Source organism: Streptomyces zaehneri, assembly GCF_032248645.1.
GTDB lineage: Bacteria > Actinomycetota > Actinomycetes > Streptomycetales > Streptomycetaceae > Streptomyces > Streptomyces coriariae.
Genome location: NZ_JASTTJ010000003.1, coordinates 236,723 through 261,707, shown reverse-complemented (window position 1 = coordinate 261,707; position 24,985 = coordinate 236,723). Strand labels below are relative to the sequence as shown.

At 71.9% G+C, this 24,985-nt stretch carries 21 protein-coding genes and 1 pseudogene; 13 read left to right on the top strand and 9 right to left on the bottom strand.

The window, feature by feature from the left end:
- Nucleotides 1-16: 16 nt before the first annotated feature.
- Complete coding sequence (locus QQM72_RS06810) at nt 17-832, bottom strand: (2Fe-2S)-binding protein (RefSeq protein WP_314219869.1); 816 nt, start codon at nt 830-832, stop codon at nt 17-19.
- A 209-nt stretch (nt 833-1,041) separates the two neighbouring features.
- On the opposite strand from QQM72_RS06810, the gene QQM72_RS06805 reads away from it, so the two are divergent.
- A complete protein-coding gene (locus QQM72_RS06805) occupies nt 1,042-2,313 on the top strand; it encodes a DMT family transporter (protein ID WP_314219868.1) in 1,272 nt (423 codons plus the stop codon).
- Here QQM72_RS06805 and QQM72_RS06800 read toward each other — a convergent pair.
- Nucleotides 2,303-3,547, bottom strand: coding sequence for a transglycosylase family protein (locus QQM72_RS06800; protein WP_314219867.1), 1,245 nt, complete (start codon nt 3,545-3,547; stop codon nt 2,303-2,305). The two genes, QQM72_RS06805 and QQM72_RS06800, sit on opposite strands and share 11 nt — an antisense overlap.
- 196 nt (nt 3,548-3,743) lie before the next feature.
- On the opposite strand from QQM72_RS06800, the gene gndA reads away from it, so the two are divergent.
- Nucleotides 3,744-5,183, top strand: coding sequence for an NADP-dependent phosphogluconate dehydrogenase (gndA, locus tag QQM72_RS06795; RefSeq protein ID WP_314219866.1), 1,440 nt, complete (start codon nt 3,744-3,746; stop codon nt 5,181-5,183).
- 490 nt (nt 5,184-5,673) lie between these two features.
- On the opposite strand, the gene QQM72_RS06790 is transcribed toward gndA, so the two are convergent.
- On the bottom strand, nt 5,674-6,021 hold the full coding sequence (locus QQM72_RS06790; protein WP_314219865.1) for a GNAT family N-acetyltransferase: 348 nt from the start codon (nt 6,019-6,021) through the stop codon (nt 5,674-5,676).
- A gap of 43 nt (nt 6,022-6,064) precedes the next feature.
- Nucleotides 6,065-6,484 carry an aspartate 1-decarboxylase gene (panD, locus tag QQM72_RS06785; protein WP_314219864.1) on the bottom strand — a complete coding sequence of 140 codons (420 nt, stop codon included), beginning with the start codon at nt 6,482-6,484 and terminating at the stop codon, nt 6,065-6,067.
- Between the two features lie 540 nt (nt 6,485-7,024).
- Between panD and QQM72_RS06780 the strand changes: the two are divergent.
- Nucleotides 7,025-7,381: pseudogene (locus QQM72_RS06780) on the top strand (IS21 family transposase); the annotation flags it as partial.
- Between the two features lie 78 nt (nt 7,382-7,459).
- Here the strand turns inward: QQM72_RS06780 and QQM72_RS06775 are convergent.
- Both QQM72_RS06775 and QQM72_RS06770 read right to left on the bottom strand, forming a co-directional pair.
- Nucleotides 7,460-8,119, bottom strand: a complete 660-nt coding sequence (locus tag QQM72_RS06775; RefSeq protein WP_314219863.1) for a nucleotidyl transferase AbiEii/AbiGii toxin family protein — start codon at nt 8,117-8,119, stop codon at nt 7,460-7,462.
- Complete coding sequence (locus QQM72_RS06770; RefSeq protein WP_314219862.1) at nt 8,116-8,478, bottom strand: hypothetical protein; 363 nt, start codon at nt 8,476-8,478, stop codon at nt 8,116-8,118. Before QQM72_RS06770 ends, QQM72_RS06775 begins: the two co-directional genes overlap by 4 nt.
- 428 nt (nt 8,479-8,906) lie before the next feature.
- Here QQM72_RS06770 and QQM72_RS06765 point away from each other — a divergent pair, with 428 nt between their 5' ends.
- The 8 genes from QQM72_RS06765 (at nt 8,907) to QQM72_RS06730 (ending at nt 18,197) form a co-directional block, all read left to right on the top strand.
- On the top strand, nt 8,907-9,032 hold the full coding sequence (locus tag QQM72_RS06765; RefSeq protein WP_314219861.1) for a hypothetical protein: 126 nt from the start codon (nt 8,907-8,909) through the stop codon (nt 9,030-9,032).
- Between the two features lie 155 nt (nt 9,033-9,187).
- Nucleotides 9,188-10,480 carry a helix-turn-helix domain-containing protein gene (locus QQM72_RS06760; protein WP_314219860.1) on the top strand — a complete coding sequence of 431 codons (1,293 nt, stop codon included), beginning with the start codon at nt 9,188-9,190 and terminating at the stop codon, nt 10,478-10,480.
- A 13-nt stretch (nt 10,481-10,493) separates the two neighbouring features.
- The gene (locus tag QQM72_RS06755; RefSeq protein ID WP_314219859.1) at nt 10,494-11,252 is read left to right on the top strand and encodes a toll/interleukin-1 receptor domain-containing protein; all 759 of its coding nucleotides are present in this window, start codon (nt 10,494-10,496) and stop codon (nt 11,250-11,252) included.
- Entirely contained in the window at nt 11,249-13,264 is a 2,016-nt protein-coding gene (locus QQM72_RS06750) for a hypothetical protein (protein WP_314219858.1), read from the top strand. The genes QQM72_RS06755 and QQM72_RS06750 overlap by 4 nt, the downstream gene beginning before the upstream one ends.
- Nucleotides 13,261-14,337, top strand: a complete 1,077-nt coding sequence (locus QQM72_RS06745) for a hypothetical protein (protein WP_314219857.1) — start codon at nt 13,261-13,263, stop codon at nt 14,335-14,337. The genes QQM72_RS06750 and QQM72_RS06745 overlap by 4 nt, the downstream gene beginning before the upstream one ends.
- 44 nt (nt 14,338-14,381) lie before the next feature.
- Entirely contained in the window at nt 14,382-14,822 is a 441-nt protein-coding gene (locus tag QQM72_RS06740) for a hypothetical protein (RefSeq protein WP_314219856.1), read from the top strand.
- 701 nt (nt 14,823-15,523) lie between these two features.
- On the top strand, nt 15,524-16,945 hold the full coding sequence (locus QQM72_RS06735; RefSeq protein WP_314219855.1) for an RICIN domain-containing protein: 1,422 nt from the start codon (nt 15,524-15,526) through the stop codon (nt 16,943-16,945).
- Between the two features lie 343 nt (nt 16,946-17,288).
- A complete protein-coding gene (locus QQM72_RS06730; protein WP_314219854.1) occupies nt 17,289-18,197 on the top strand; it encodes a YihY/virulence factor BrkB family protein in 909 nt (302 codons plus the stop codon).
- A gap of 140 nt (nt 18,198-18,337) precedes the next feature.
- Here the strand turns inward: QQM72_RS06730 and QQM72_RS06725 are convergent, their stop codons facing one another.
- The gene (locus QQM72_RS06725; RefSeq protein WP_314219853.1) at nt 18,338-18,997 is read right to left on the bottom strand and encodes a fasciclin domain-containing protein; all 660 of its coding nucleotides are present in this window, start codon (nt 18,995-18,997) and stop codon (nt 18,338-18,340) included.
- 125 nt (nt 18,998-19,122) lie between these two features.
- Complete coding sequence (locus QQM72_RS06720) at nt 19,123-20,739, bottom strand: sulfite oxidase (protein WP_314219852.1); 1,617 nt, start codon at nt 20,737-20,739, stop codon at nt 19,123-19,125.
- A 222-nt stretch (nt 20,740-20,961) separates the two neighbouring features.
- On the opposite strand from QQM72_RS06720, the gene QQM72_RS06715 reads away from it, so the two are divergent.
- Nucleotides 20,962-21,831, top strand: coding sequence for an SCO6745 family protein (locus tag QQM72_RS06715; RefSeq protein ID WP_314219851.1), 870 nt, complete (start codon nt 20,962-20,964; stop codon nt 21,829-21,831).
- Nucleotides 21,832-21,929: 98 nt separating this feature from the next.
- On the opposite strand, the gene QQM72_RS06710 is transcribed toward QQM72_RS06715, so the two are convergent.
- Nucleotides 21,930-23,810, bottom strand: coding sequence for an ABC transporter ATP-binding protein (locus QQM72_RS06710; protein WP_314220144.1), 1,881 nt, complete (start codon nt 23,808-23,810; stop codon nt 21,930-21,932).
- Between the two features lie 186 nt (nt 23,811-23,996).
- Between QQM72_RS06710 and QQM72_RS06705 the strand changes: the two genes are divergently transcribed.
- On the top strand, nt 23,997-24,968 hold the full coding sequence (locus QQM72_RS06705; protein ID WP_314219850.1) for a lysylphosphatidylglycerol synthase transmembrane domain-containing protein: 972 nt from the start codon (nt 23,997-23,999) through the stop codon (nt 24,966-24,968).
- The last annotated feature ends 17 nt before the right edge of the window (nt 24,969-24,985 follow it).

Sequence of the window (24,985 nt, the reverse complement as noted above, 5' to 3'; positions counted from 1 at the left end):
TCGGCTTCCTTCATGGTCACCCAGACGGGGCGCGTGGGGAAGAGCGCGGGGGTCGTGTGAAGCAACAGTCGCCGCAGACGCCCCCGCCGGGCACCCGGTAGTACAGGCAGCAGCTGTGGCGGCGGAAGGCGGCGCCGGCCGATGTCCCGGTGTCGGTGCGGAGCGTCCCGGTGTCCGCGAGGAGGGGGTGGGTGAACAGCTCCGCGGTGAGGGCACGCGCGCGTGCGGCGACGTCGGGACGGCCGTGCGCGCGGGCCCACAGGTCCAGTTGCCGGGCGGCCCCGGCCAGCGCGGATCCGGAGTTGCCCCGCAGCAGGCCCGGCGCGACCCGATGGCGGGCGCGCAACGCGGCGGAGAGGGGTTCGAGGTGGCCGTCGAGGACCGTCGCGGCCACGGTCGCCGCGTCCCCCGGCAGCGTCCGCACCTCGGTCAGCCACAGGTCGTCCGGGGCCGCCGCGTCCGGGTCCCAGCACAGCAGTCCGGGAGCGAGGTCGGGAACGCTCCCGTACAGGGCGGCGCAGCCCAGCGCCACCGACCAGAGGCGGGCCGCGAGGCCCTGCTGCGCCACCGAGGCCCCGATCCGGTCCTCAGGGGCGCGCAGGGCCCGGGTCACCTTGCGGACCCGGAAGGCCAGCGGCTCCCCGTGGACGTCCGGCGCCGCGCTCCCGGAGGTCCTCCGGCGGGCCGGCTCCCCGTAGGCGCGGGCGAGGGCCGGCGGCGCCACGGCCGGCTCTCCTGTGCCGCCCGGTCGGGTGCGCAGGGCGAAGAAGGGGCCGAGCGGGCGCAGCGCGGCGAGATCGGGGTCGAGGTCCACGAAGTGCAGTAGTACCAAGGCCGTCAGGGGCCGTGCTCAGGGGGATCCCTGGTCCGTCACCCGCCTGAGGGAGGACAGCGGGCCTTCAGTACTCCATCGGTAGTAGGACCTATTGCGTGCTCAGGTACGACGACGGGAACAGATCGACAGGGCATCGTGTTGGTTATGAGAGCCGACCGTTCGCCGCGCCGGGCCCCGGGCCCCCGCCTCACGCAGAGGAGCTGCTGATGAGCGCCCTCGCGTTGTCCGTGGTCCTGTCGCTCGTCTCCGCCGTCGCGTACGCGGCCGGGGCGATCGTGCAGGAGCAGGTCGCGCTGTCCTCGCCCGACGAGGAGTACGCCCCGCTGCGCCGTCCGGGCTGGTGGGCGGCGGTGGCGTTGAACGGTCTCGGCGGAGTTCTCCACGTGGTGGCGCTCGCCTACGGTCCCCTCAGTCTGGTTCAGCCGCTGGGCGCGCTGACCATCGTGTTCGCGCTGCCCATGGCCGCCCTGTTCGTCGGCCGCAGGGCCGGGGCGACGGCCTGGCGCGGCGCGATCATGGCGACGGTCGGTCTCGCCGGTCTGCTGTCCCTGGTGGGGGCGGCCGACGCGCAGTCGCTGAGCACCCCGCAGCGGGTCAGCGTGGCCGTGGTCACCGCGGCCGCGGTCGTGGCCCTGATGGTGGCCGGGCGGGCGGCCCACCGGCACCCGGCGGTCCGCAGCATGCTCCTGGCGACCGCGTCGGGCATCGCGTTCGGCATGTCCTCGGTGTTCACCAAGACCGTCGCGGTCGACTGGACCGGTGGTGTCTCGACGGCGGACATCCCGTCCCTGGCCGTGATCGGCGTGCTCGCCACGGCCGGCATGCTGCTGTCCCAGGCCGCCTACCGGGGCGCGGGCCTCGCGGCCCCGCTGGCCACCCTGACGGTGGTCAACCCGGTGGTGGCGGCCGCGGTCGGCATCACGATGTTCGGCGAGACCTTCCGCTACGGCACCACGGGCACCGTGCTCGCCCTGGGCTGCGGTGTGGTGGCGGCGGGCGGACTCATCCTGCTCACGACGGAGCGTCTTCAGGGCGCTCGGCCCGAGACGGCGGCGGCTGCTCTACCGGACGCGCGGACTCCGGCGGACAGCGGCACGGCGGAGGTGTCGGCCACCGTCCCTGCGGACGGGAGGACCGGCGGGACGGTGGACGGGATCCCGTTCCCCGAGCAGCCACGCGCACTGCGTCCGCAGGACGTGCGGTCGGCGGAAGAGGCGCTGGAGGACCTGCGGCTCGCCGGAGCGGCGGCGGCCTTGGACAAGGCACGGTCGGCGGCGGCCCGGGAGACGGACGTACGGGAGACAGAGGTATTCAGGGAGCGGCTCGTCCTGGCTCCGGCCACGGTCGACGGCGAGGACCGCTACGAGGAGGACCCGTCCGGCGGGGACGCGCCTCCTTCGTTCTACACCCCGCTGTACGGGGGTCTGTACGTCCCGATGCCGGTCGTGGACCGGCATCGGGAGCGCGTCAAATCCTGACGCCGCCGGCCCGGAGATACGCCACCGGGTCGACGTCCGTTCCGAAACCGGGCCCGGTCCGCACCTCGAAGTGCAGATGCGGGCCCGTGCTGTTGCCGGTGGAGCCGGACCGGCCGATGCGCTGTCCGCCGCTCACCGACTGCCCGTCCCGTACGGAGATCGCCGACAGGTGTGCGTACTGCGAGTAGCGGCCGTCGCCGTGCCGGATGACCACCTGGTACCCGAAGGAACCGGCCCAGCCCGCGCTGACCACCTCGCCCGCCTTGACCGCCTGCACGGAGGTGCCGGTGGGCACGGGGAAGTCGACGCCGGTGTGGTAGCCCTTCGACCAGGACGAACCCGTGGCGTGGTACGGCGTTCCGGTGGAGGCGCTGACGGGCGACACGAGGGAACGGCCGGTCGTCGCCTTGTGGCCGGTGTCCTTCGCCTTGGTGCTCTTGGCCGGCTTGCTCTCCTTCGCGCCCGGGGAGGTCTTCGGCTTCTCGGTCCGGGGCCTGGTGCCGCTCGGGGCCTTGGCCGCGGCGGCCGTCCGGCCTTCCAGGCTGAGCCGCTGACCGGGCAGGATCAGGTCGGGGTCGCCGCCGATGGTCGTCCGGTTGGCGGCGTAGAGCCCCCGCCAGCCGCCCTTGACCTCCTCGGTGTCCGCGATCCCGGAGAGGGTGTCGCCGCGGACCACGGTGTACATCTGCGCGGTGCCCGCACGGGACTGAGGTGTGCGCTGCGGCCGTACGTCGTCCAGGGACGTCTTCGACGTCTTGGGAGCCGCCTTGGCGGACGGCTGGGACGACGACCGGGCCGACGACGGCGTGGAGGACTTCGTCGTGGTGCCGTCCGGGTGGATGTCGGGGGTGTCGCCGCCCCGGCTCAGTCCGGCCCGCACCGAGCAGACGGGCCAGGCGCCGGGCCCCTGCCCGTCCAGCACCTTCTCGGCCACGGCGATCTGCTCGTCCTTGGTGGCCAGATCCGCACGGGGCGCGTAATGCGTGCCGCCGTACGCTTCCCAGGTGGCCTGGGTGAACTGGAGTCCGCCGTAGTAGCCGTTGCCGGAGTCGATGTTCCAGTCGTTGGTCGACTCACACGCGGCGACCTTGTTCCAGGTGTCCACGTCGGCCGCTTGAGCTGCACCGGTGCCGATCAGCGGCAGCGCCATACCGGCACCGCCCGCCGTGACGGTGAGCGAGGCCCGGTTGATCCTGTTCGGCTGATACCGGCGGTGCCGGCCGCGTACGGCCATGGAGATCCCCCTCGACATGCGTCAGGAGGGGCAAAAATAAGGGCGGCGAACAGGCCATGACAAGGCGACAACCGGCCGCTCCGACGCGCGGGCGAACACCGGACGCCCCGGGCGGGAATCCGGCCGCGGAACCCGTCAAGATGGTCCCAGGACGACTGACCGAATGCACGGGCACACCCCTGGAGGAGCCAACCGTATGAGCACTTCAGCTCAGATCGGCGTCACGGGACTCGCGGTCATGGGCCGCAATCTCGCCCGCAACTTCGCACGCAACGGCTACACGGTCGCGCTGCACAACCGCACGGCGGCACGCACCCACGCCCTGGTCGAGGAGTTCGGCCACGAGGGCGAGTTCGTCGCCACCGAGACCGCCAAGGAGTTCGTGGCGGCACTGGAGCGGCCCCGCCGCCTGGTGATCATGGTGAAGGCCGGTGAGCCGACCGACGCGGTGATCCGGGAGTTCGCCCCGCTCCTCGAACCCGGCGACATGATCATCGACGGCGGCAACGCGCACTTCGCCGACACCCGCCGCCGCGAGCGCGAACTGCGCGAGCAGGACATCCACTTCGTCGGCACCGGCATCTCCGGTGGCGAGGAGGGCGCGCTGCACGGCCCGAGCATCATGCCGGGCGGCTCGCCGCAGTCGTACGAGTCGCTTGGCCCGATGCTGGAGAAGATCTCGGCGAAGGCGGCGGACGGGACGCCCTGCGTCACACACATCGGCCCGGACGGCGCCGGCCACTTCGTGAAGATGGTCCACAACGGCATCGAGTACGCCGACATGCAACTGATCGGCGAGGCCTATCAGTTGCTGCGCGATGTCGCCGGGTACGAGCCCGCGCAGATCGCGGACATCTTCCGCACCTGGAACACCGGCCGCCTCGACTCCTACCTGATCGAGATCACCGCCGAGGTGCTGTCCCATGTGGACGCGGCGACGGGCCGGCCCTTCGTGGACGTGGTGGTCGACCAGGCGGAGCAGAAGGGCACCGGCCGCTGGACGGTCCAGATCGCGCTCGACCTGGGCGTTCCGGTGTCGGGCATCGCGGAGGCCGTCTTCGCACGGTCGCTGTCGGGGCACGCGACGCTGCGCGAGGCCTCACGCGGCCTGGCGGGACCGACCGCGTCCGCGCTGGGCAAGGCGGAGGCGCAGGCCTTCGCCGACCGGGTGGAGCAGGCGCTGTACGCCTCGAAGATCGTGTCGTACACGCAGGGCTTCCACGAGATCGCCGCGGGCAGCGAGGAGTACGGCTGGGACATCGACCTCGGCGCCGTCTCCTCGATCTGGCGCGGCGGCTGCATCATCCGCGCGGCCTTCCTCGACCGGATCCGCGCCGCGTACGACAACCGCGCGGACCTGCCGAGCCTGCTGTCCGACGAGACCTTCGCCTCGGAGATCGCGGCGGCGCAGGACCCGTGGCGTGAGGTGCTGGTGTCCGCGACGCTTCAGGGCGTGCCGACGCCCGGGTTCGCGGCGGCGCTCGCGTACTACGACGCGTTGCGCGCGGAGCGGCTGCCGGCGGCGCTCACGCAGGGACAGCGGGACTTCTTCGGGGCGCACACCTACCGGAGGGTGGACCGCGAAGGCGCGTTCCACACGCTCTGGGGCGGCGACCGGTCGGAGACGCAGGCGTAGTCCTTCGAGGGCGTCGGGACATCACGGTGGGCGGCGGTCTCCCCGTCGCCCACCGTGATCCCGTCAGGTGAGGGGCGGGCCCGGCTCCGGGCTCGGGACCGGTTCCGGACCCGGCGGGACCGGGGACGGCGAGGGACCGGGGGGCGGGCCGGGCCGTGGCGGCGGCGTCGGGTCCGGACCCGGCGGCGGCTCGGGAACGGGCACCGGGCTGGGGAACGGCTCCGGAGGGCCCGGGACCGGCCCCGGCGGCGGTCCGGGCTGGACGGGATCGGGCTCGACGGAGTCGGGGTGGACGGGGTCGGGGTGGACGGGGTCGGCGTACGGGTTCGTCATGGTGTCCTCCGGCCGGATGCGAGGCTTGGCTCTGGACTCATCCCCCGCGTACCCGGGGCGGCCGCGGCCACTCACCCGGTCGGACCCGGCCGGCCACTCACCCGGTTGGACCCGGCTCGCCAGGCACCTCGTCGACGAGGTGCCGTGGGCACGTCGCTCAGAAACGGCCCGGGTGCGCGCGCAGCCAGTCCTTGGCCGCGCGCAGCAGTACGGGGTCGGCGGCCGGAGCCTCGTCGGGGTGACGCTCGGCCCACTTCACGACGTACGGGCAGAGCGGCGCCACGGGGATGCCCTCGCGCTTGGAGGCCGCGTACAGCTCCCGGGCCAGCGACCCGGCGATGCCCTTGCCCTCGTGGGCGGGCTCGACGACGGTGTGCACCGGCACCAGGGCGGGCGCGGGCGACTCCAGGACGAAGTACTCGATGCGGCCGACGACTTCACCGCCGTCGCCGAGCGCCTCCAGGCGGCCCGCCGCCCGGTCGTCGCGGATCTCGATGTCGCTCATGGGCACTCCCTGTGCGGTGTGGTGCGTACGCTGACTGCTGCGGTCAGACCGACACCGCCTGCGGGCTGCGCTCCTGGTCGGAGCCCGGTACCGGCTCCGAGGGGTCCGCCGCGAGGGCCACGATTTGGTTGTCACGGTCCACGTGCACGACCCGCGGCTCCAGGGCCCGCGCCTCGGCGTCGGTCACCTGAGCGTAACTGATGATGATCACCAGATCACCGGGGTGCACGAGATGGGCGGCGGCCCCGTTGATACCGACGACACCCGAGCCGCGCTCGCCCTCGATGACGTACGTCTCGAGCCGCGCCCCGTTGGTGATGTCGACGATGTGGACGAGCTCCCCCGGCAGCAGGTCGGCGGCGTCCAGCAGGTCGGCGTCGATCGTCACCGATCCCACGTAGTGCAGGTCGGCCTGGGTGACGGTGGCACGGTGGATCTTGGACTTGAACATGGTGCGCAGCATGTTGGACTCCTGGAGGACGGCTCCCTGCCTGCTTTGTGCAGGTCAAGGGCGGTGTCGACTGTACACCGGAACACGCCGGTCAAGAATTGTGAGGAACATCGCTCCGCTCGGGCGAGACGGCTTCATGCCTGGGCTTTCGCGCCGCACCGGCGTCTGTTCAAGCAATCCTCCAGGAAAGGCCGGCGGCTCATGCTGACCGGATGCTGACTTGCCTGACGACACTTCAGGTAGACAGGCGCTGCCTCGAGCACTGGGCCATCCTCGGCACCGGGCCCCGAAAATGTTCAAGCCACCCCGCCGCCTCGCGCCACCAGGTACCGGTGTCTGACTGCCCCTGTAGAACTGGCGCTCTCGGAGAGCACACGGGAGGACCTTGCTCAGTAGCAGGCAGACGAGGCACGGGTACGGCGGCTGCGGTTCTTGCGCACGAACCTGTACGAGCAGCCTGACCTCTTCGTGCCCGACCGGATCGAGCGGCAGGGCGATTGGCCGGGCGCTGCGCAGATTGCCGAAACTCGTTGAGTCAGGCCGGGAGGAGTGGTGATCAGCGTGGAGGACTGGGCGGAGCTCCGCCGGCTTCACCGGGCCGAGCGGATGCCGGTGCGGGCGACCGCGAGGAAGCCGGGGATCTCGAGGAACACCGTCTGCAGGGCGATCACGGACGACGCGCCGCCGAAGTACCAGCGGGCGCCGAAGGGCTCGATCGTGGACGCGGTCGAGCCGCAGATCCGTGAACCGCTCGAACAGTGGCCCGATATGCCGGCGACGGTGATCGTTGAGCGGATCGGCTGGGACCGCAGCCTGACCGTGCTCAAGGACCGGGTCCGAGATCTGCGGCCGGCCTATCGGCCCGCGGATCCGGCTTCGCGGACAGTCCTTGGGAGCGGGATGCAGTGTTTGACCGTTACCGCAGCCCAGCTTCGCCGTGAGTCCACTGCGGGGCATCGCTCAGCTGCCCCGCGCGATGCCCCCTTCTCAGGCGTTCTCGTCATGGATCCGCGCACCCAGATCCTCCGCCCACTCCAGTGCCCACGCCTTGAGTTCGTCGATCTGGCGGGAGGTGAGCCCATACGCGGTGTAGTCCTCATCCTCGTACCACTCCGCGCCAATGAGCCTGTCCCGGAGGTCTTCAAGGCTGAACTCGTCGTGGGCACGACGGCGGCCCAGGGATTCGAGGTCGGCGGTGGAGCGGTGGCGGGAGGCAGCTTGGACGTCGATGAGGTCACGGACGGTGCCGCGGTCGGCGAGGGCACGGACCTTGGTGCCGATCACGTCATCGAGGGAAAGAACGGGGCCGTAGGGGGTCTGAGCGGGAGGGGCCCAGAACGCCTCCTTGAGGACGTCGACCTCGCACTCCTCGCCGGTGTCCGGCTCGGTGACGAGGAAACGGCCGCTGAGCGGATCGGTCTGGACGTGCGTGGTCCGCCATCCGCGCTCGCTGAGACCCGCTGTGAGTGAGGCGACGATCTCCTGCATCGGAGCGGGGTTCTCGGTGGCGACGTCGAGGTCGCGGCTGAAGCGTTGGACCAGGCCGTGCGCCTGCACGGCGTATCCGCCGGTGAGGACCAGAGGGTAGGGGGAGCCGATGTCGAGGATGTCGGCGAGGAGACGCTCGTGGAGCGGAGTGAGCTTCACGCTGCGGTCGTGTCGGCCGGAGCGGCGCGGAGCAGCTCGGGGAAAGCGTCCTCCCAGACCTCGCGGATGTAGGGGCTGATCAAGCGCCGCAGCACGGGCCACTGCTCGGTGAGCAGCCGGTGCTGCAGGAGTGCCACCAGGTCCTCACGGAGTCCTTCGGCGAGGACGGTCCGGTAGAGCGTCATGCGGGACTTCGGACGGTCCAGGCTGTAGCTGGTCCGCCCGGACCAGACGATGTGGAGCGGCAGGTCCACGTTGCCCTCGACGGGGCCGGCCAGCTCCTGCAAGCGCTCGGGCAGTCGGCTGCGGTAGCGGTCCCGCAGTACCTCGGCGCGGGGGGCGGTGATCGTCGGGTCCATGCATCCAGTATCGCTGCTGGGAGGCGGCGGCATGGCGGAGACGGAGCTCCCCTGCCGTATGTACGGGTCGGGCGCCGCCCGCCCCTCCCTCGGACGCTCATCATGGCCTACCCGTACAACCCCAGGTGGCGTAGCAACCAGCTGCCCTGTCGACCTAGGACCAGCCCCGCTCGCGGGCGCGGGTGATCGTGGCACAGCAGGTCACGTGGAGGACCGCCGCGATGGAGTCGGCTGCGGCTTCCCTCCCGCCCTCGGGAATGACGACGGTCCCGAGGAGGCCCATGGCGCCGGCGCAGTGGACGAGAGGGCACCCGGCGGGCGACGGTCAGGGCATCCCGCGGGTAGCGGGAGCGGTCGGCCGCCCGCGCCGACGGCCTGATGCCATGCTCGCGGACCGCGGCTGCGGCCATGACAAGTACCGCCGTCTTGTGCGGGCTCTCAGCATCGCGCCGGTGATCGCCGAGCGTGGCGAGGACCACGGCAGTGGCCTGGACGTCGTCCGGTGGGTGGTCGAGCGCACGATCGCCTCCCTTTTCGGCACGACTTCCAGATAGTCCGTTTCTCCGGTCCTCGCTGCCGCGCATGTCGCGTTCCCATGTCGGAGAAGGAAACGGGAAACAGCATCGATCGTCTTGTCCGCCCCGGCCAGACTGCCGCACGCTACGTGCAGCGCCGACTCGGCCGATGGCGGGAGGGGTTGGAGGTTTCCGTGCCACAGCCGTCCACCGGGTTCGGCGAGGAGTTGAGGAAGCGGCGTCTGGAAGCAGGGCTCAGCCTTACCGCCCTGTCCGGCTCCGTGCACTACAGCAAGGCGCAGTTGAGCAAGGTGGAGCGGGGCCTGAAGGCCCCCAGCCGTGATCTCGCCCGCCTGTGTGACGCCGCCCTCGGGGCCGGCGGGGCCCTGCTGTCCCTGCTCGCACCAGAGACCACCGACCCGCCCGTCGATCCGGCGCCGGGCTTTGTCCACGAGGAGGACTGGATCATGCAGTTGTCGCCGGACGGCCCGAACACCTTCCAGCCCTTAAGTCGACGGGATGCCATAGGCGCCGGTGCCGCTTCGCTGATGACGTGGCGGTCCGACAGCGCGGGCCCGGCCTCGCCAGCCGCGGGCGCGGACATGATGGAAGCCTCCCGCTCGCTGTTCACCCACTACCGCAGACTCGGCCAGACGGTGGCGCCCGGTCTGCTCCTGCCCGTTCTGATCGCACAGACCCACACCCTGCGGGAACTGTCCGCCCACTGTGACAGCGGCACCCGTCGCCACCTGCTGGCCCTTGGGTCCCGGTACGCCGAATACGTCGGCTGGCTGGTGCAGGAGACCGGGGACGAGCGGGCGGCTCTGTGGTGGACGCAGCGCGCGGTCGATCTGGCGGCCGCCGGCGGCGACCGGGCACTGGCGGGTTACGCGCTGGTCCGCCGGGCCCTGATCACGCTGTACCGGGACGACGCCGAGCAGACAGTCGCTCTGGCCCGTCGCGCGCAGAGCAGGGCCCTGCCCCCGCGGATACGCGGGCTCGCTGCCCAGCGCGAAGCCCAGGGCCACGCCCTGGCGGGTGACCGCCGGGCTTGTCTGGACGCGCTGGACCGCGCGCGTGCGCTTCTTTCTCTCCAGGACGAAGGGACCGACGAGCCGGTGATCGGCACCATGCACCTTCCCGATCCGGTCGGCATGGTCACCGGCTGGTGCCTGGTCGATCTCGGACAACCACGGGAGGCGAGCGAGGAACTGGACCGACAACTCGCCCTGGTCGGCGAGGACGCGGTTCGCACCCAGGTCAGGTACGGCGTCCGCCGCGCACTCGCCTACGCGTCGGCCGGCGAGATCGACCACGCATGCGACCTGGCGGCGCCCCTGCTCGACGGAGTGGAGGCCGTGGGTTCCGCCACGGTCACGACCGACCTGAGACGGCTCGCCCGCGCCCTGGCGCGCCACGCGAACCATTCCTCCGTACGCCGGCTGGGACCGCGACTCGGCACGTTGTCGCGCCCCTCCACCATCTGAAGGAGCCACTGGTATGCCCCACGTGTTCATCAACTACCGCACCGGCGACGGCGAGCGGACCGCGGCCCTCCTCGACCAGGAGCTGTCACGTCGCTTCGGCCAGGACCGCGTCTTCCGCGCGTCCAGGTCCATCACCCCAGGGGAGGCCTACCCCGAGGTTCTCCTGACCGCGTTACGCCACAGCTGCGTGCTGCTGGCCGTCATAGGACCGGACTGGGCGAACTTCCGCAGTCGGTTGCAAGATCCCGACGACTGGGTGCGCAAGGAGATCGAGGCCGCGTTCGAGTGCGGGCTCGTCGTCGTTCCCGTGCTGGACGGCCGCAAGACCGACCGGCTGAACAAAGCGGCCATGCCCCCCGAGCTGGCGCGGCTCGCCGATCTGCAGTCCGTACCGTTCGACAGCACCCACGACACCGAGGCCGGCGTCCGGCGTATCGGCGATCTGGTCGCCGAGCTGGTGCCCGAGCTGCGGGACCTGACCGAGCCCGGCGAGCCGTCGCCGACGTCGACCAGCGTGCACAACTCGATCGGGGACGTGAGTGGAACGTCCGTCCAAGCGGGCGACTTCAGCGGTGACGTCGGCGGCACGATCGTGAAGAACTCCCACGGCACGGTCCACACGGGCAGCGGCAGCATCTACAACAACTCACGCCATGTGTCGGGCGACCGCTACGTCTCGGGCACCGGGACGACGTACACCGAGGGCGACCACCACGGGGACGTCCACCAGCGGTTCGGGGAGCCGGAGCGGCCCCAGGACGACCGACGGTGAGCACAGAACACACCACCCGGGTCGAGAGCACGCGGGGCGTCACGCACACGGGCGACGGCCACATCTACGTCAACCTCGGCTCCGCTGCCCACGAACCCCGAAAGCCGGTCTTCCGGCAGCTTCCCGATGACCAACTGCGTTGGACCCGGAGGGTGTTAGTCGCTCCGGTCAACATGGGAAGGGCACGCGACACGCTCGAGGAGACGGGCACCGTCATCCTCGACGGTGCTCCCGGCAGCGGCCGCTCGGCCACGGCTCGCGTACTGTTGCGCGAACACCACCGTCCCGGCGGTGCCTTCCGCGAACTCCTGCCCGCCGAGCGGGACGAGCTGCCGCTGTACGACCCGGCTTTCGTCGACCCGGGCGACCGGCTGCTGCTCGATCTGTCCACCGCGGAGGCCGGTCTGTGGCGTGCGGCCCGGGGCGGCCTTCCCGCCCTACGCCAGACGGTGCGCGAGCGGCGGGCCCATCTCGTCGTCGTCATGCCGCACGAAGGGGCTCTCGATCCCGACCTGCAGCACTTCCGTGTCGAGATCGGACCGCCGGCTTTCCCCATGGAGGTTCTCAGACGACACCTGCGCGCCCACGGCGTGCCGTGCGAGCAGTTTCTCCGGAGCGACGTCACTGTCGACGAGTTCCTGAGCGAACGCAAACCCATGCGGGAGATCGCCGACTTCGCCGACCGCATACGCCGTGCCCGCGAAACGGCCGGGCCCGGCGAGGGATTCCCCGAGTGGTGCGCGGCCGCGAAACGTGCGCGCGCCGGGCGCCGCGCCGAAGTCGCCGACCGCGTCGCAGGTTTGCCCGATGCCTCCCAACGCGCCCTGATGGTCGCCGTGTCCATGCTCCACGGCGCGCACGCCGACGTCGTCCACCGGGCGGCCGCACTTCTGCTGAGCACGGTCGGGGCCCCCGAGGAGGAGACTCCGCTCCTCCAGCGCAAGGACCTCGCCCAGCGGCTGTCGGAGATCTCGGCCCGTCCCGGGCCGGACGGTCGCGTGCGGTTCACCGAGCTGGACTACGACTCCGCCGTCCGCGCCCACTTCTGGGACCACATGCCCGACCTGCGGCCGCACCTCGGCGCGTGGGCCGCGCGGGTCGTCGAGTCGAGCGACCCGCATCTCGTGCCGGACGTCCGCGACGGCCTGGTGGCCCGGCTGGCGGGTGAGTATCTGCGAACCGGGCGGCCCGACACGCTCGCCGCGCTCGCCGAGCGGTGGAGCGCACAGGGAGCGGGCAGAGCCCGGTCGGAGGCCGCGGTCCAGGCGCTCACCTGCGGTCTCGCGGACCCCGCCCATGGCAGGGACTTCCGCGAGCGGATCTACCAGTGGTGCGCGTACCGCCAGCTGACCGGTGAGTTCGCCCAGGTGCTGGTCCAGGTCTGCGCCGACGTCCTCTCGCTGGACCATCCGGATCACGCCCTGATCCGGCTGCACCATCTCGCCCGGCGTGAGCGCGGCACGGCCCATGCGCTGCAGGCCCTGTGCCGCCTGGTGGCCGGCAGCCGACGGTTACGCCGAAGGCTGCTCGACCGGCTGGCACGCGGCGACCTCGCACCGACCGACCTGGCCATCTTTCTGCGCGTCAGCGATCCGGAGCCGCTCACGGACCGCTCCGTCACCACTCGCGCCCTGGTCGACGAGGACGGGGTACGACGCTCGCTGATCACGTGCTGGCGTGCCGTGCTGACCCACGCGGTGTCGCGGCCGGAAGGCCGACGCGTGGCACCACGGGCAGAGATACATAGCTGGCTGCACTGGGCGGCCGAGGGCGCCGGTGACCGGGGGGAGGTCCTCCTCGACCTGCTGGTCGCTGCCGCCGACCGATGCGGGGAGGACCGGGGCGCGGCGTTCGCCGCGTTGTACGCGTCCGCACGCCAGGCGGAGTTCACTTCTCCGGGCGCCGGCGCCCACTCCACCGAGACGACCGATCTGTTGCTCCACAAAATCGGCGTGGCACAGAACCTCGGTCCTGCCGCCCCGTCGGCATCGGCCAGAAGGGGGCGATCATGACGACCGCACGCAAGACGACGACCGTGTTCCTCACTGTTATGTGCGGCCTGCTGCTGACCATCGTCGGCCTGGTGCAGCGATGGCCCGGCTGGACCTGGCCGGCGCTGGCCGCGCTTCTTCTCGTGCTGCCCGCGGTGACCTTCCGGGTGGCCTCGCAGCGCCGCGGCCCGGTGCCGGTCAGCTTCGAGGAGCAGCTCACGGCTGCCCCGGTGGAGCGAACCGAGTACCGCGTCAACCGAGTCGCGCTCCCGAGCCTCCGGGACGACTACCACTTCGTCTTCTCAGCGACCGTACGGTGGTGCTTCGCCGACGGTCCGGGGCGCGGCACGGTCGTCAACCCGGCCGGCCTCGCCGTCGACGCGGTCCTCAGCCGGGCCCGCGCGATTGCCGAGAAGCGGGAACCCGGCCACGCCTCGCTCCTTCAGCACGAACTCGGTGGCGCCCTCAGCCGTATGTGCCCGGATTCCACGGGCCACCTCCGGGCGATGGCGGAGGACATCAACCTCACGTTGCCCGACGAGGACCAGGAGCGTCTGGATCGGCTCGCCGGCGTGCGCAAGGACGAGGCGGTCTGGGAGCACCAGCGCAAGTACGAGCAGAGCAAGCGCCGGTATCTGGGCGAGGACGCCCTCAAGGACACCGGCAGCGCCGTCGTGTGGTGGCTCACCAGGAACGACGAGCACGTAGCCAAGACCGTGGCCGACCTCCCCTTGCTGGCGCAGCTGACCTCCGCCGCCAACGACGCCGACATCCCCGAGCGCCTGCTCGAGATGCTGCCGAACCGGCGAGGAGGACCCTGGACGCCGGACATCGGCACGGAGTCTGCCGATCTCCCAGCCCGTGAGCCCTCGGCTGCAGACCACCTGTCGGGGTTCTTCGAAGCTATGGGCTTCACGGAGGACGACGACCGGCGGGCGATGCTGGCCCGACAGTTCTCGCAGCTCGTCGAGCAGCACAACCGCCACGAGACAGCGGAGGACCTCCTACGCCGATTCGATCCGCCGAGACCTCCCGCTCCCGAGACCGGAGCGGAACCGGCCTCCGACCCCGGGCCGCCGACCGACACGGTCTGACCGTCGACCGGAAGATTTCATCCCTGTGCATCCAGGAGGACGCGATGGACGCAGAACTGGCCGCGATGGCGGCATCGGGGGCCACCACCCTGGTCTCCCTCATGGTCACCGATTCCTGGACTCACGCCCGCGCACTGATGGGCCGGTTCCTGGCACGTGCGGGCGCGGACACCGTCGCGATCACCGGCCTGGACGACGCGCGTGCGCGGCTGCTCCTCACGGGCACCGCGGCGGATGGGCGCGCCGCGTCCGGCATCGCGGCCGAGTGGCAGACTCGTCTCTGCGGGCTGGTGGAAGCCGGGGCGCTCACCGGCGAGGAACTGAGTGCTCTCGGGGCGTCGCTGCGCCGACTGGCGGCCGCAGCGGGCCGCCCAGCAACGGTGCACAACACCGTCTCCGGCGGCACCCAGCACGGCCCGATCGTCCAGGCCGGCAACGTCACCGGCCTGGCCTTCCCGCCGGATCCGTCCCCGCGCCGGGAATAGTCGCAGGGCAGGGCAGCGGGCCCCCTGCCGCGGTACAGGTCAGCAAGCCGGACACCGTCCAGCCTGATGCTGACCGTTTGCCCGAGGGGCTGGAAGCGGACATCGACTCCGCGATCGAGGCCGCGCGCCGTACCTTCGACCAGCCGGGCGGTTGGGCCGCCTGGGAGCCGCAGCGCCGGGCGAGGTCATGGAACGCTTCGCCGAGCAGTCGGGGGCGACGCGTGTTCGCCCTGGCCGAGCGAGCTCGGCGAGCGGTTCACGGCCTTCCCGCCCCGACCGGTCACACGGCCTCGGGCCGGCCGGGCGCGCTTACGCCGTCCGGCGGGGGACGCCGGGTGCGTGCCGAGGAGTCGGCCGGCGAACGGCGGCACCGAGACGGACGGAGCGGCGGCGCCGAGCGCCGGCCACCGGGTCGCCGACGCCCTGCGCCGCGAAGCAACGGCACGGGGCGACGGAATGCGTTCGCGGTCCGATTCGCTGTCCTGCGGGCGGAACAGCCGTGCGGGGTCCAGTGCCTCGGGAATCGCGCCGGAGCGTTGGATCTCCGTACCCCGGACGGTGAACGCGTACAGTGCCGACGGACCGAGGCCTCGTACACCTCTCTCACCTGGGTACTTCCGGGACCGTCGGTGCCCGTCGGGGCAACTCGGCCTGCCCTGACGGCTCCTGACGGATCCCGTCCGTCCCCGTAGCGTCGAGCAGTGAGTATTTGGACTTCCCTCGAACCTTCCTCGGCCACGGTGGATCCCGGTGACAGCACGACCGTGCGGCTGCGCCTGCGCAACACCGGTGACGTGGTCGACGAGTACCGCTTCGAGCCCGTCGGCGACCTCGCGCCCTGGACCACGGTGGAGCCCGCTTCCCTGCGGTTGTACCCGGGGACGACGGGCACGGTGGAGCTGACCTTCGCGCCGCCGCGCACGCCCGACGCCACGGCCGGCCCGAACCCGTACGCGATTCGGATCACCCCGACCGAGCATCCGGAGTCGACGACCGTTCCCGAGGGGAATCTGACGATCGCGCCTTTCACGGAGGTGCGGGCCGAGCTCGTCCCGCCGACGGTGAAGGGCCGTTTCCGGGGACGGCCGAAGCTGGCTGTCGACAACCTGGGCAACACGAAGGTGACCGGGTCGCTGAGCGGCAGCGACAACGGTGACCAGCTGTCGTACGAGATCCACCCGAGCAACTTCCAGATCGAGCCCGGCCGTGCCGCGTTCGTGAAGGCCACGCTGAAGCCCCGGCAGATCATCTGGTTCGGGTCCAGGACGGAGCGGCCGTACACCCTCGCGGTGAAACGGTCGGGGGTGACGCCGCTCGCCGTCGAGGGCACCTATGTGCAGCGGAGTTTCCTGCCCGGCTGGCTCACCAGGCTGTTCGGGATCCTCCTGTCGCTCACGATCGCCTTCGTGATGCTGTGGATCGCCTACAAGCCCAGGGTCACCAGCACCGCCCGGGAGTTGCAGGAGGCCGCCGTGAGTACGCTGGCGCCCTCGCCTTCGGCTCCGCAGGCGCCGCCTTCGGCGCCCGCCGTGTCGGCCCCGCCCGCCGCGGCGGCCACACCTGCCGCGTCGGCCTCGGCGCAGAACGGCGGAGGCGGCGGCGCGGCGTCCCCGCCGGTCAAGAAGAAGACCCCGAGCGTGCTGCCGGCGTCCGACATCATGCTGCGCAACCCGACCACCAAGATGTGCGCCGACCTCCCCGCCGGCGACGACGCCGACTCGGCGGGCCGGGTGGTGCAGGCCACCTGCGACGAGAACACCGCCGGCAGCCAGCGGTGGAACCTGGAGGTGAAGTACCCGAAGCTGGGCCCCGGCGGCACGGCTCTCTTCCAGATCCGCAACGTCGAGGACCAGTTGTGCGTGGATCTGCCGGACTACGGCGCCAAGCCCATCAGGTCGCCGATCCTGGAGTACGCCTGCGCCGGAACGACCGCCGACAACCAGCTGTGGTGGCTCGACAAGCAGGACGACGGCAACTACTGGATCCGCAACTACGCGGGCAACAACGCGTGCCTGGACGTCGCCGGGTACAGCACCGGCGGCAACGGAGAACACCTCACGCTCTTCACCTGCTCCAACACCGACGACCAGGAGTGGCAGATCATCCGTCCGTCGGAATCCTGAGACACCGCCCGCCCCGGACCTGTCACGGTCGAGACCGTCGACGACGCCGGGCGACAGCTGCCCGGCTCGGGGTGTGCGGGGGTGGATCCGGGGGAGAGGTGGAGGGACATGAGCACACCGTTCGCAGGGATGACCGCGGGCAGGGCCGAGGACACGGCCGCGCCCTGCATCGCGCACACCCGCCCGCACCTCGGTACCCGGACGCACCGCAGTACCCGGACCCACCTCAGTGCCCACCCGTACCGCAGTACCCGGACGCACCTCAGTGCCCACCCGTACCGCAGTACCCGGACGCACCTCAGTACCCGCATGTACCGCAGTACCCGGACGCACCGGAGGTGCCATGTCCGCTGACCCGTACGCCGGCGAGGTACACCGCGCCTTCCCGCCCCGGGTGCCCGCCGCCTGGTGGCCCGCGCTGCGGCGTACACCGGTGTCCCTGTGGAACGACGACATCACGGACTACGCGGCGGCGCTGACGTACTACGCGATCCTGGCCGTGCTCCCCGCGATGATGGTCACCGTCCTCGCGTTCGGGCTGATCAGCCCGGACACGGCGGAGGAATTCGTCACCCACGTCACGATGTACGCCCCGGCCGAGTCCGGCGCCGACCTGCACGCCGTGCTGTCCCGTGCGCTGGGCGCCGACCGGGGGGCCTGGCCGTTGCTGGTGGCCGGAGCGACCAGTGCGCTGTGGTCGGCCTCCAGCTACCTCGCCGTCTTCCGCCGCGCCCTGCACCACATGCACCGGGTCGAGGACCGGCGCTCACCCTGGCGCAAGGCGCCCCGCATCCTGCTGACCGCCCTCGCCCTGCTGGGACTGCTCCTCGCCGGTTCACTGATCCTCCTGCTCACCGGTCCGCTGGCCGAGGCGGCGGGCCGGGTCGTCGGCGTGGACGCCACCGCGACCTGGGCCTGGAGCGTGCTGCGCTGGCCGCTGTTGCTGTGCCTGGTCGCCCTCCTGGTCGTGGTCGTCTTCCACACCGGTCCGGCCCCGGCCCGCCGGCGCGGGAGCAGTCTGCCGGGCGGCGTTCTGGCAGCCGCGCTGTGGCTCGTGGTCTCCGCGGGCTTCGCCTGGTACGCCTCCGGCCTGAGCGCGTACAGCAGGCTCTACGGCTCGCTCGCGGGCGTCGTCGTCTTCCTCGTCTGGCTGTGGTTGTCCAACCTCGCCCTGCTGACCGGGGCGCAGTTCGCCGCGGAACTCTCCGCGCCGCGCGGTCGGGACACGGGCAGGCCGTCACGCGTGGCGTAGCACTCCGCGGACAGCGGGCGGGCGCAAGCCACGGCCGCTTCGTGGCCCGTGCCAACTGGGTGACCAGAGGAGCCGGAGCGAGGTGGAGCAGCGTCCGGCCGCCGGGCACCACGGTGTGGTGCCCGGCGGCCGATGTGCCGTCAGCTGGTGGGCATCAGGACGGTGTCGATGATGTAGACGTTGGCGTTGGCGGTCTTGACGTTGCCGCAGACCACCTTGGCGGAGTCGTTGACGGTGTAGGACTCGCCGGAGCCGGAGGTGGTCAGCTTGGACTTCTCCAGGGTGTCGAAGGAGCCGTTCTCCAGGTCCTTCGGGGCGAGCTTCTGGCCCACCACGTGGTAGGTGAGGATCTTCGTCAGCTGGGCCTTGTCGCCCAGGACCTTGTCCAGGGTGGCCTTGGGGATCTTGGCGAAGGCGTCGTTGGTCGGGGCGAACACGGTGATGTTCTGGGCGTTGTTGAGGGTGTCGACGAGCCCGGCCTTCTTCACCGCGGTCACCAGCGTGGACAGGGCGGGGTTGTTGGACGCGGCGGTGGCCACCGGGTCCTGGGCCATCCCGTCGAACGAGCCGGCCCCGCTCGCGGGCACCGACGAACAGGCCGGGCCGAAGGGCTGGTCCGCCGTGGCGGTGCTGCCGGAGCCGGCCATGCCGTCGTCGGAGGCGGTCGCCGACGCCGCCGCCTTGCTGGAGGAGTCCGCGCTGCTCGAGTCGCTGCCGTCGTCCGAGCAGGCACTCAGCGCCAGCGGCAGGACGGCGGCGGCGGCCACGGTCATGGCGACACGACGGATTCGGTTGTTCATGGTGTTTCTCCTCTTGGTATCCGCAGCGAGCGCTGCGTTCATATGGGGGGTGGAAAGGTGGCTTGGGGACAGTTCCGCCGGGGCGTGCGCGAGGCAGGCCGACCGGGGGAAGGCGGCTCGGGCGGTCAGTCGACGGTGACCACGACGGAGTGCCGGCCGCTGGCGCCGTCGGGGACGGTGCGGGCGCGTTTCTCGGTCTGCACCGCGCCGGTGCGGTCGGTGGCGCGCACGGTGAGGGTGTGGCCGCCCTTGGTGGCCTGCCAGGGGAAGGACCACTGGCGCCAGGTGTCACGGGAGTCCTCGGCCGCGAGGCGGGCCTGTCGCCAGGGGCCGTCGTCGACGCGGACCTCGACCTTGTCGATGCCCCGGTGCTGGGCCCAGGCGACCCCGCCGACCATGACGGTGCCGGCCCTGGGGCGGGCGAACGGCTTGGGCGTGTCGATGCGGGACTGGGTCTTGACCGGCGCCCTGCGGGCCCACTCGCGCCTGACCCAGTAGGGGTCGTACGCGTCGAACGTGGTGAGCTCGATGTCCTTGATCCACTTGCAGGCGGAGACATAGCCGTAGAGGCCGGGCACCACCATGCGGACGGGGAAGCCGTGCTCGAAGGGAAGCGGTTCGCCGTTCATCCCGACGGCGAGCAGCGCGTCGCGGCCGTCCATGACGTCCTCGACCGGGCTGCCGATCGTCATCCCGTCCACCGACCGGGCCACCAGCTGATCGGCTGGTCCTCCCCCGGAGGGAGGCCGGACCCCGCACTCCGCCAGCAGGTCGGCCAGACGTATGCCGAGCCAGCGGGCGTTGCCCACGTACGGGCCGCCGACCTCGTTCGACACACAGGTGAGCGTGATGTCGCGCTCGATCAGCTCTTGCCGCAGCAGGTCGTCGAAGGACAACGTGACCGGGCGGGCGACCCCCAGGCCGTGGATGCGCAGCCGCCAGGCGGTCGCGTCCACCTTGGGCACCACCAGCGCGGTGTCCACCCGGTAGAAGCTCCGGTTCGGCGTGGTGAAGGGGCTGATCCCGGAGACCCGCGACCGCGCGCCTTCGGGCACCGCGGGGGCGGGCGAGGCCGGGGCGGGCAGGACGAGGTCGTCCCGGGAGGCGACCGCGTCACGGCCGCTCGACCCGTTCAGCACCCGGCCGAGCGCTCCGGCTCCGACGGACGCGGCCGCGGCCGCACTCGCCGCGAGCACGAACCCACGTCGTTCCCACTGCGGCCCCTCGAACGTGTCGCCTCCCGGGACGCCGGGCCGACCGGGCGCCGGGTCCCGGATCCCGAGGCGGCCGACGAGCAGAAACAGCAGGCCGGCCCCGACGACCGCGCCCGCGGCGGAGGGCAGCGTGTCCGTGAGCCCTGTGGAATCCGGACGGCCGACCGCCGCCGCCGCGCCCACGGCACCGAAAAGAAGAACTCCGGCGGATCCACTCCGCCGGTGCCGCAGCGCGAGAACACCCAAGGCGAGAGCGAACAGCGCAAGGACGAAAAGGATCCCGAACTCGAGGACGAGTTTGTCGTCGGTGCCGAAATTCCGGACAGCCCAGGATTTCACGGCCGCGGGCGTGCGGTCGATCGCCGCACCTCCGACGGCGATGACCGGGCCGGCCTGCGGACGCACCCACCCCGACACCAGTTCGGCGACTGCGAGCGCGGCGAACCCGGCGACAGCGCCACTGAGCGCGCCGAGCGCCGGCCGCAGCCGACCGTGGGGATTTCGCCGTTTCTTCTCACCGTTCGTCACGTGGGGAATCCGGGCCCGGACGCAGAACGGATTGGTCTCTCACCCGATCGGAGAATTTCTTTTCCCGGACCAATCCGCGTCCGCCTCCGCAACGGATCAACCCTTATCGCAAGTGCGGCGGACCGGCCGGACAAAGGCCCTTCACGGCCGCTGTGCGCCGGTCCGTACGAGCTTCGCGTCACGGCCTGGAAAAGTTACCGACCGGTCGGTATCGTGCCCGTCATGACCACCGTCGCTCCGGACCCGCGCGCGGGCCGCCACTGTCACAGCACACTCAACTCGCTGCACGCGACGCACTACTTCTCCCCCGACGTGGGCCGGGAGCTGGGCGCGCTCGGCGTCACCCACCCGCGGGCCGTCAACTTCGCCGTGCGGGCGGCCGCGTTGGGGCCGGTGGGGGCCGGCGCGGTGACGGCGACGTTCTACAACTACAAGCACACGCTCGTCGCCCGGCACGTGCCCGCGGTCTGGGAGTCGGCCACGCCCGAACAGGTCCTGGCGGCCCGCACGCGCGCCGTCGACACGACGCTGCGGCGCCAGCTGGGCGCGGACGTGGTCGCGTCCGCGCAGATGGCGGAGGCGGCGCGGCTCGCCCTGCGCGCCACCGAGGCCTGCTCGCGCAGCGCCCGGCCCCTGTACTCGGCCCACGCCGACCTGCCGGTCCCCGAGGAGCCGCACCTGGCGTACTGGCACGCGGCCACGCTGCTGCGCGAGCACCGGGGCGACGGGCACCTGGCCGTTCTGGTCGCCGCGGGACTCGACGGTCTGGAGGCCCTGGTGACCCACACGGCGACCGGCAAGGGCATGTCGCCCAAGTGGGTTCTCGACACCCGCGGTTGGAGCCGGGAGGACTGGGACGCGGCGGCCGGCCGGCTGCGGGAGCGCGGCCTGCTGAACGCGGACGGGGAGCTGACCGAGCAGGGCCGCGCGCTGCGCCAGGAGATCGAGCGGGAGACGGACCGGCTGGACCGCGCCCCGTACGCGCACCTGGGTGCGGAGGGCGTGGCCCGGCTGACCGAGCTCGGCACGGGCTTCGTACGCACCGCGCTCGCCGCCGGCGCCTTCCCGGCGGATCTGCTCGCCAGGCGCTGACCTTCCGGACGCACCGCGGGGCGCGGGCGGCCCGTCTGCGCGCCGCCCTCGCCCCGCCCTGCCCTGCCCCGCCCCGCCCCGCCCTGCCCCGCCCCGCCTCAGCGCACGGCCGCCTCCGTCATCCCCGGCTGGTCGAACTGCGTCCGGTGCAGCTGCGCGTACCGTCCGCCGGCCGCGAGGAGTTCGTCGTGGGTGCCGCGTTCCACGACCCGGCCGGACTCGACGACGAGGATCAGGTCGGCGGCGCGCACGGTGGACAGCCGGTGGGCGATGACGATCGCCGTACGGTCCGCGAGGGCCTCGGCGAGGGCTTCCTGGACGGCCGCCTCGGACGTGTTGTCCAGGTGCGCGGTGGCCTCGTCGAGGATGACGACGCGCTGGCGGGCCAGCAGCAGCCGGGCGATGGTCATGCGCTGGCGCTCACCGCCGGAGAGGCGGTAGCCGCGTTCCCCGACGACCGTGTCGAGACCGTCGGGAAGGGAGCGGACGAGGTCGTCGAGGCGGGAGCGGCGCAGGGCGTCCCACAGGTCGTCCTCGGTGGCCTCGGGACGGGCCAGCAGAAGATTCGCGCGGACGCTGTCGTGGAAGAGGTGGCCGTCCTGGGTGACCATGCCGAGGGTGGCCCGCAGGGAGCCCGCGCTCAGGTCACGGACGTCGATCCCGCCGATCCGGACGGCGCCCGCGTCGACGTCGTACAGGCGCGGCAGGAGCTGGGCGACGGTCGACTTGCCGGCGCCCGAGGAACCGACGAGGGCGACGGTCTGGCCGGGCTCGGCGCGGAAGGAGACGCCGTGCAGGACCTCGGCGCCGCCGCGGGAGTCGAGGGCGGCGACCTCCTCCAGGGAGGCCAGGGAGACCTTGTCGGCGGACGGGTAGCCGAAGCGGACCTCGTCGAACTCGACGGAGACGGGGCCCGGCGGCACTTCGCGGGCGTCCGGCTTCTCCTCGATCAGCGGCTTCAGGTCGAGCACCTCGAAGACCCGCTCGAAGCTGACCAGCGCGCTCATCACCTCCACCCTGGCCCCGGCGAGGGAGGTCAGCGGGGCGTACAGGCGGGTCAGAAGCAGGGCGAGGGCGACGACGGCGCCCGGTTCGAGGGTGCCGTTCAGCGCGAGGTGGCCGCCGAGGCCGTAGACGAGGGCGAGGGCCAGCGCGGAGACGAGGGTCAGGGCGGTGATGAAGACCGACTGCGCGGTGGCCGTGCGGACGCCGATGTCCCGGACGTGGGCGGCCCGGGCCGCGAACTGGGCAGACTCCTCCTCGGGCCGGCCGAACAGCTTGATCAGCGTGGCGCCGGGCGCGGAGAAGCGCTCGGTCATCCGGGTGCCCATCGCCGCGTTGAGCGTGGCCGCCTCACGCTGCATGCCCGCCATCCGGCTGCCCATCCGCCGGGCCGGGAGCACGAAGACCGGCAGCAGGGCCAGCGCGAGCAGGGTGACCTGCCAGGACAGGGTGAGCATGACGGCGAGGGTGAGCACCAGGGTGACCAGGTTGGAGACCACTCCGGAGAGGGTGTTGCTGAAGGCGCGCTGGGCGCCGATCACGTCGTTGTTGAGTCGGGAGACGAGCGCTCCCGTACGGGTACGTGTGAAGAACGCGACCGGCATCCGCTGCACATGATCGAACACGGCCGTGCGCAGATCGAGGATGAGCCCCTCTCCCAGCGTCGCCGAGAGCCTCCTGCCCAGGATGCCGAGCGCCGCCTCCAGCACCGCGATGACCGCGATGAGCAGCGCCAGGCGGACGACCGTGCCCGGGTCGCCGTGCGACACGATCGCGTCGACGACCCGTCCGGCGAGGACGGGGGTGGCGACCGCCAGCAGCGCGGTCAGCACCCCGAGCAGGACGAACAAGCCGATCCGGCGGCGGTGCGGGCGGGCGAATGCGCCGATGCGGCGCAAGGTCACCCGGTCGAAGGGGCGGCGTTCCTGACGGGCGTTCATGACGCTGTAAAGCTGCGTCCAGGCGGTGCTCTCCATGCTCATGGGAGTGACCGTAGGACCTCAAGCAACCTTGAGGTCAACTTTTTCCCCGCATCCGGTAGGACAACGGATCAGGCACAGGATCAGGCACAGGATCAGACGAGGGACCCGATGACCGTACGTAATGTTCCGTCCCCGCTTCCGCTACCCGCCGTTGGCGCCGTGCCGAGAACCTCTCCGAGTGTGACAGCGGTTCCCCTTCCCCTTCCCCCGGGCAGGCCGGCCCGGCGCGTGCCGGTGCGCCGGATCCTGTGTCTGCTTCCGCTCCTGCTCGTCACCGTGGTCGCGGTGCGGCACCGGTCCGTTCTCGTCGAGGGCTTCGCACAGTTGCGCAGCGCGCAGTGGCCCTGGCTGCTGGCCGCGCTCGCAGCGACCTGCCTGACGTGGGTGGCGGCGGCCGTCACCCGGCAGGGCGCGGTGGTGGAGCGGCTGCCCGGACGGCGGCTGCTGGCCGCGCAGTTCGCGGCAGGCGCGGCCAACCACCTGCTGCCGACAGGGCTGGGCGCGAGCGCGGTCAACCTGCGCTTCATGACCGTGTGCGGAGTGCCCCTGGCCCGCTCCTCCGCGGCCCTCGCGCTGTATCTGATGGCGGAGGGCGTGGCCCGGGTGGGCCTGCTGGCGGTGCTGCTGCTGGTCTTCCCCGACGCGCTGCGGCTCGGCTCCCTGCTGCCCGGCGGGGCGCTCGGCCCGCTGCTGGGCGTCCTCGGCGCGGCCGTGCTGGTGGTGGCGGGCGCGCTCGCCCTCGTGCGGCGGCTGCGGTCGGCGGTGTGCTCGTTCCTGCGCACCGCGCTGGGCGAGGCGCGCTCGGTGCACTCCCGCCCGGCGCGGGCGCTGGCCCTGTGGGGCGGCTCGCTGGCGTTCCCGGTGCTCCAGGCGGCCGGCCTGGCCGCGGTGGGGCAGGCGTTGGGGCTGCCGGTGCCGGTGGCGCACATGCTGGTCGCGTACCTGGCGGCGACGGTGGCGGTCGCGCTGGTCCCGACGCCGGGCGGGATCGGTTCGGTGGAGGCGGCGCTGATCGTGGCACTGGTGGCGGCGGGCGGTCCGGTGGCGCTCGCCACGGCCGTGGTGCTCGGCTACCGGATCATCACGGTGTGGCTGCCGCTGGTGCCGGGGGCGCTGACGCTCGGTGCACTGGTACGGATGAAGGTCATCTGAGGCACCCGCGAGGCCTC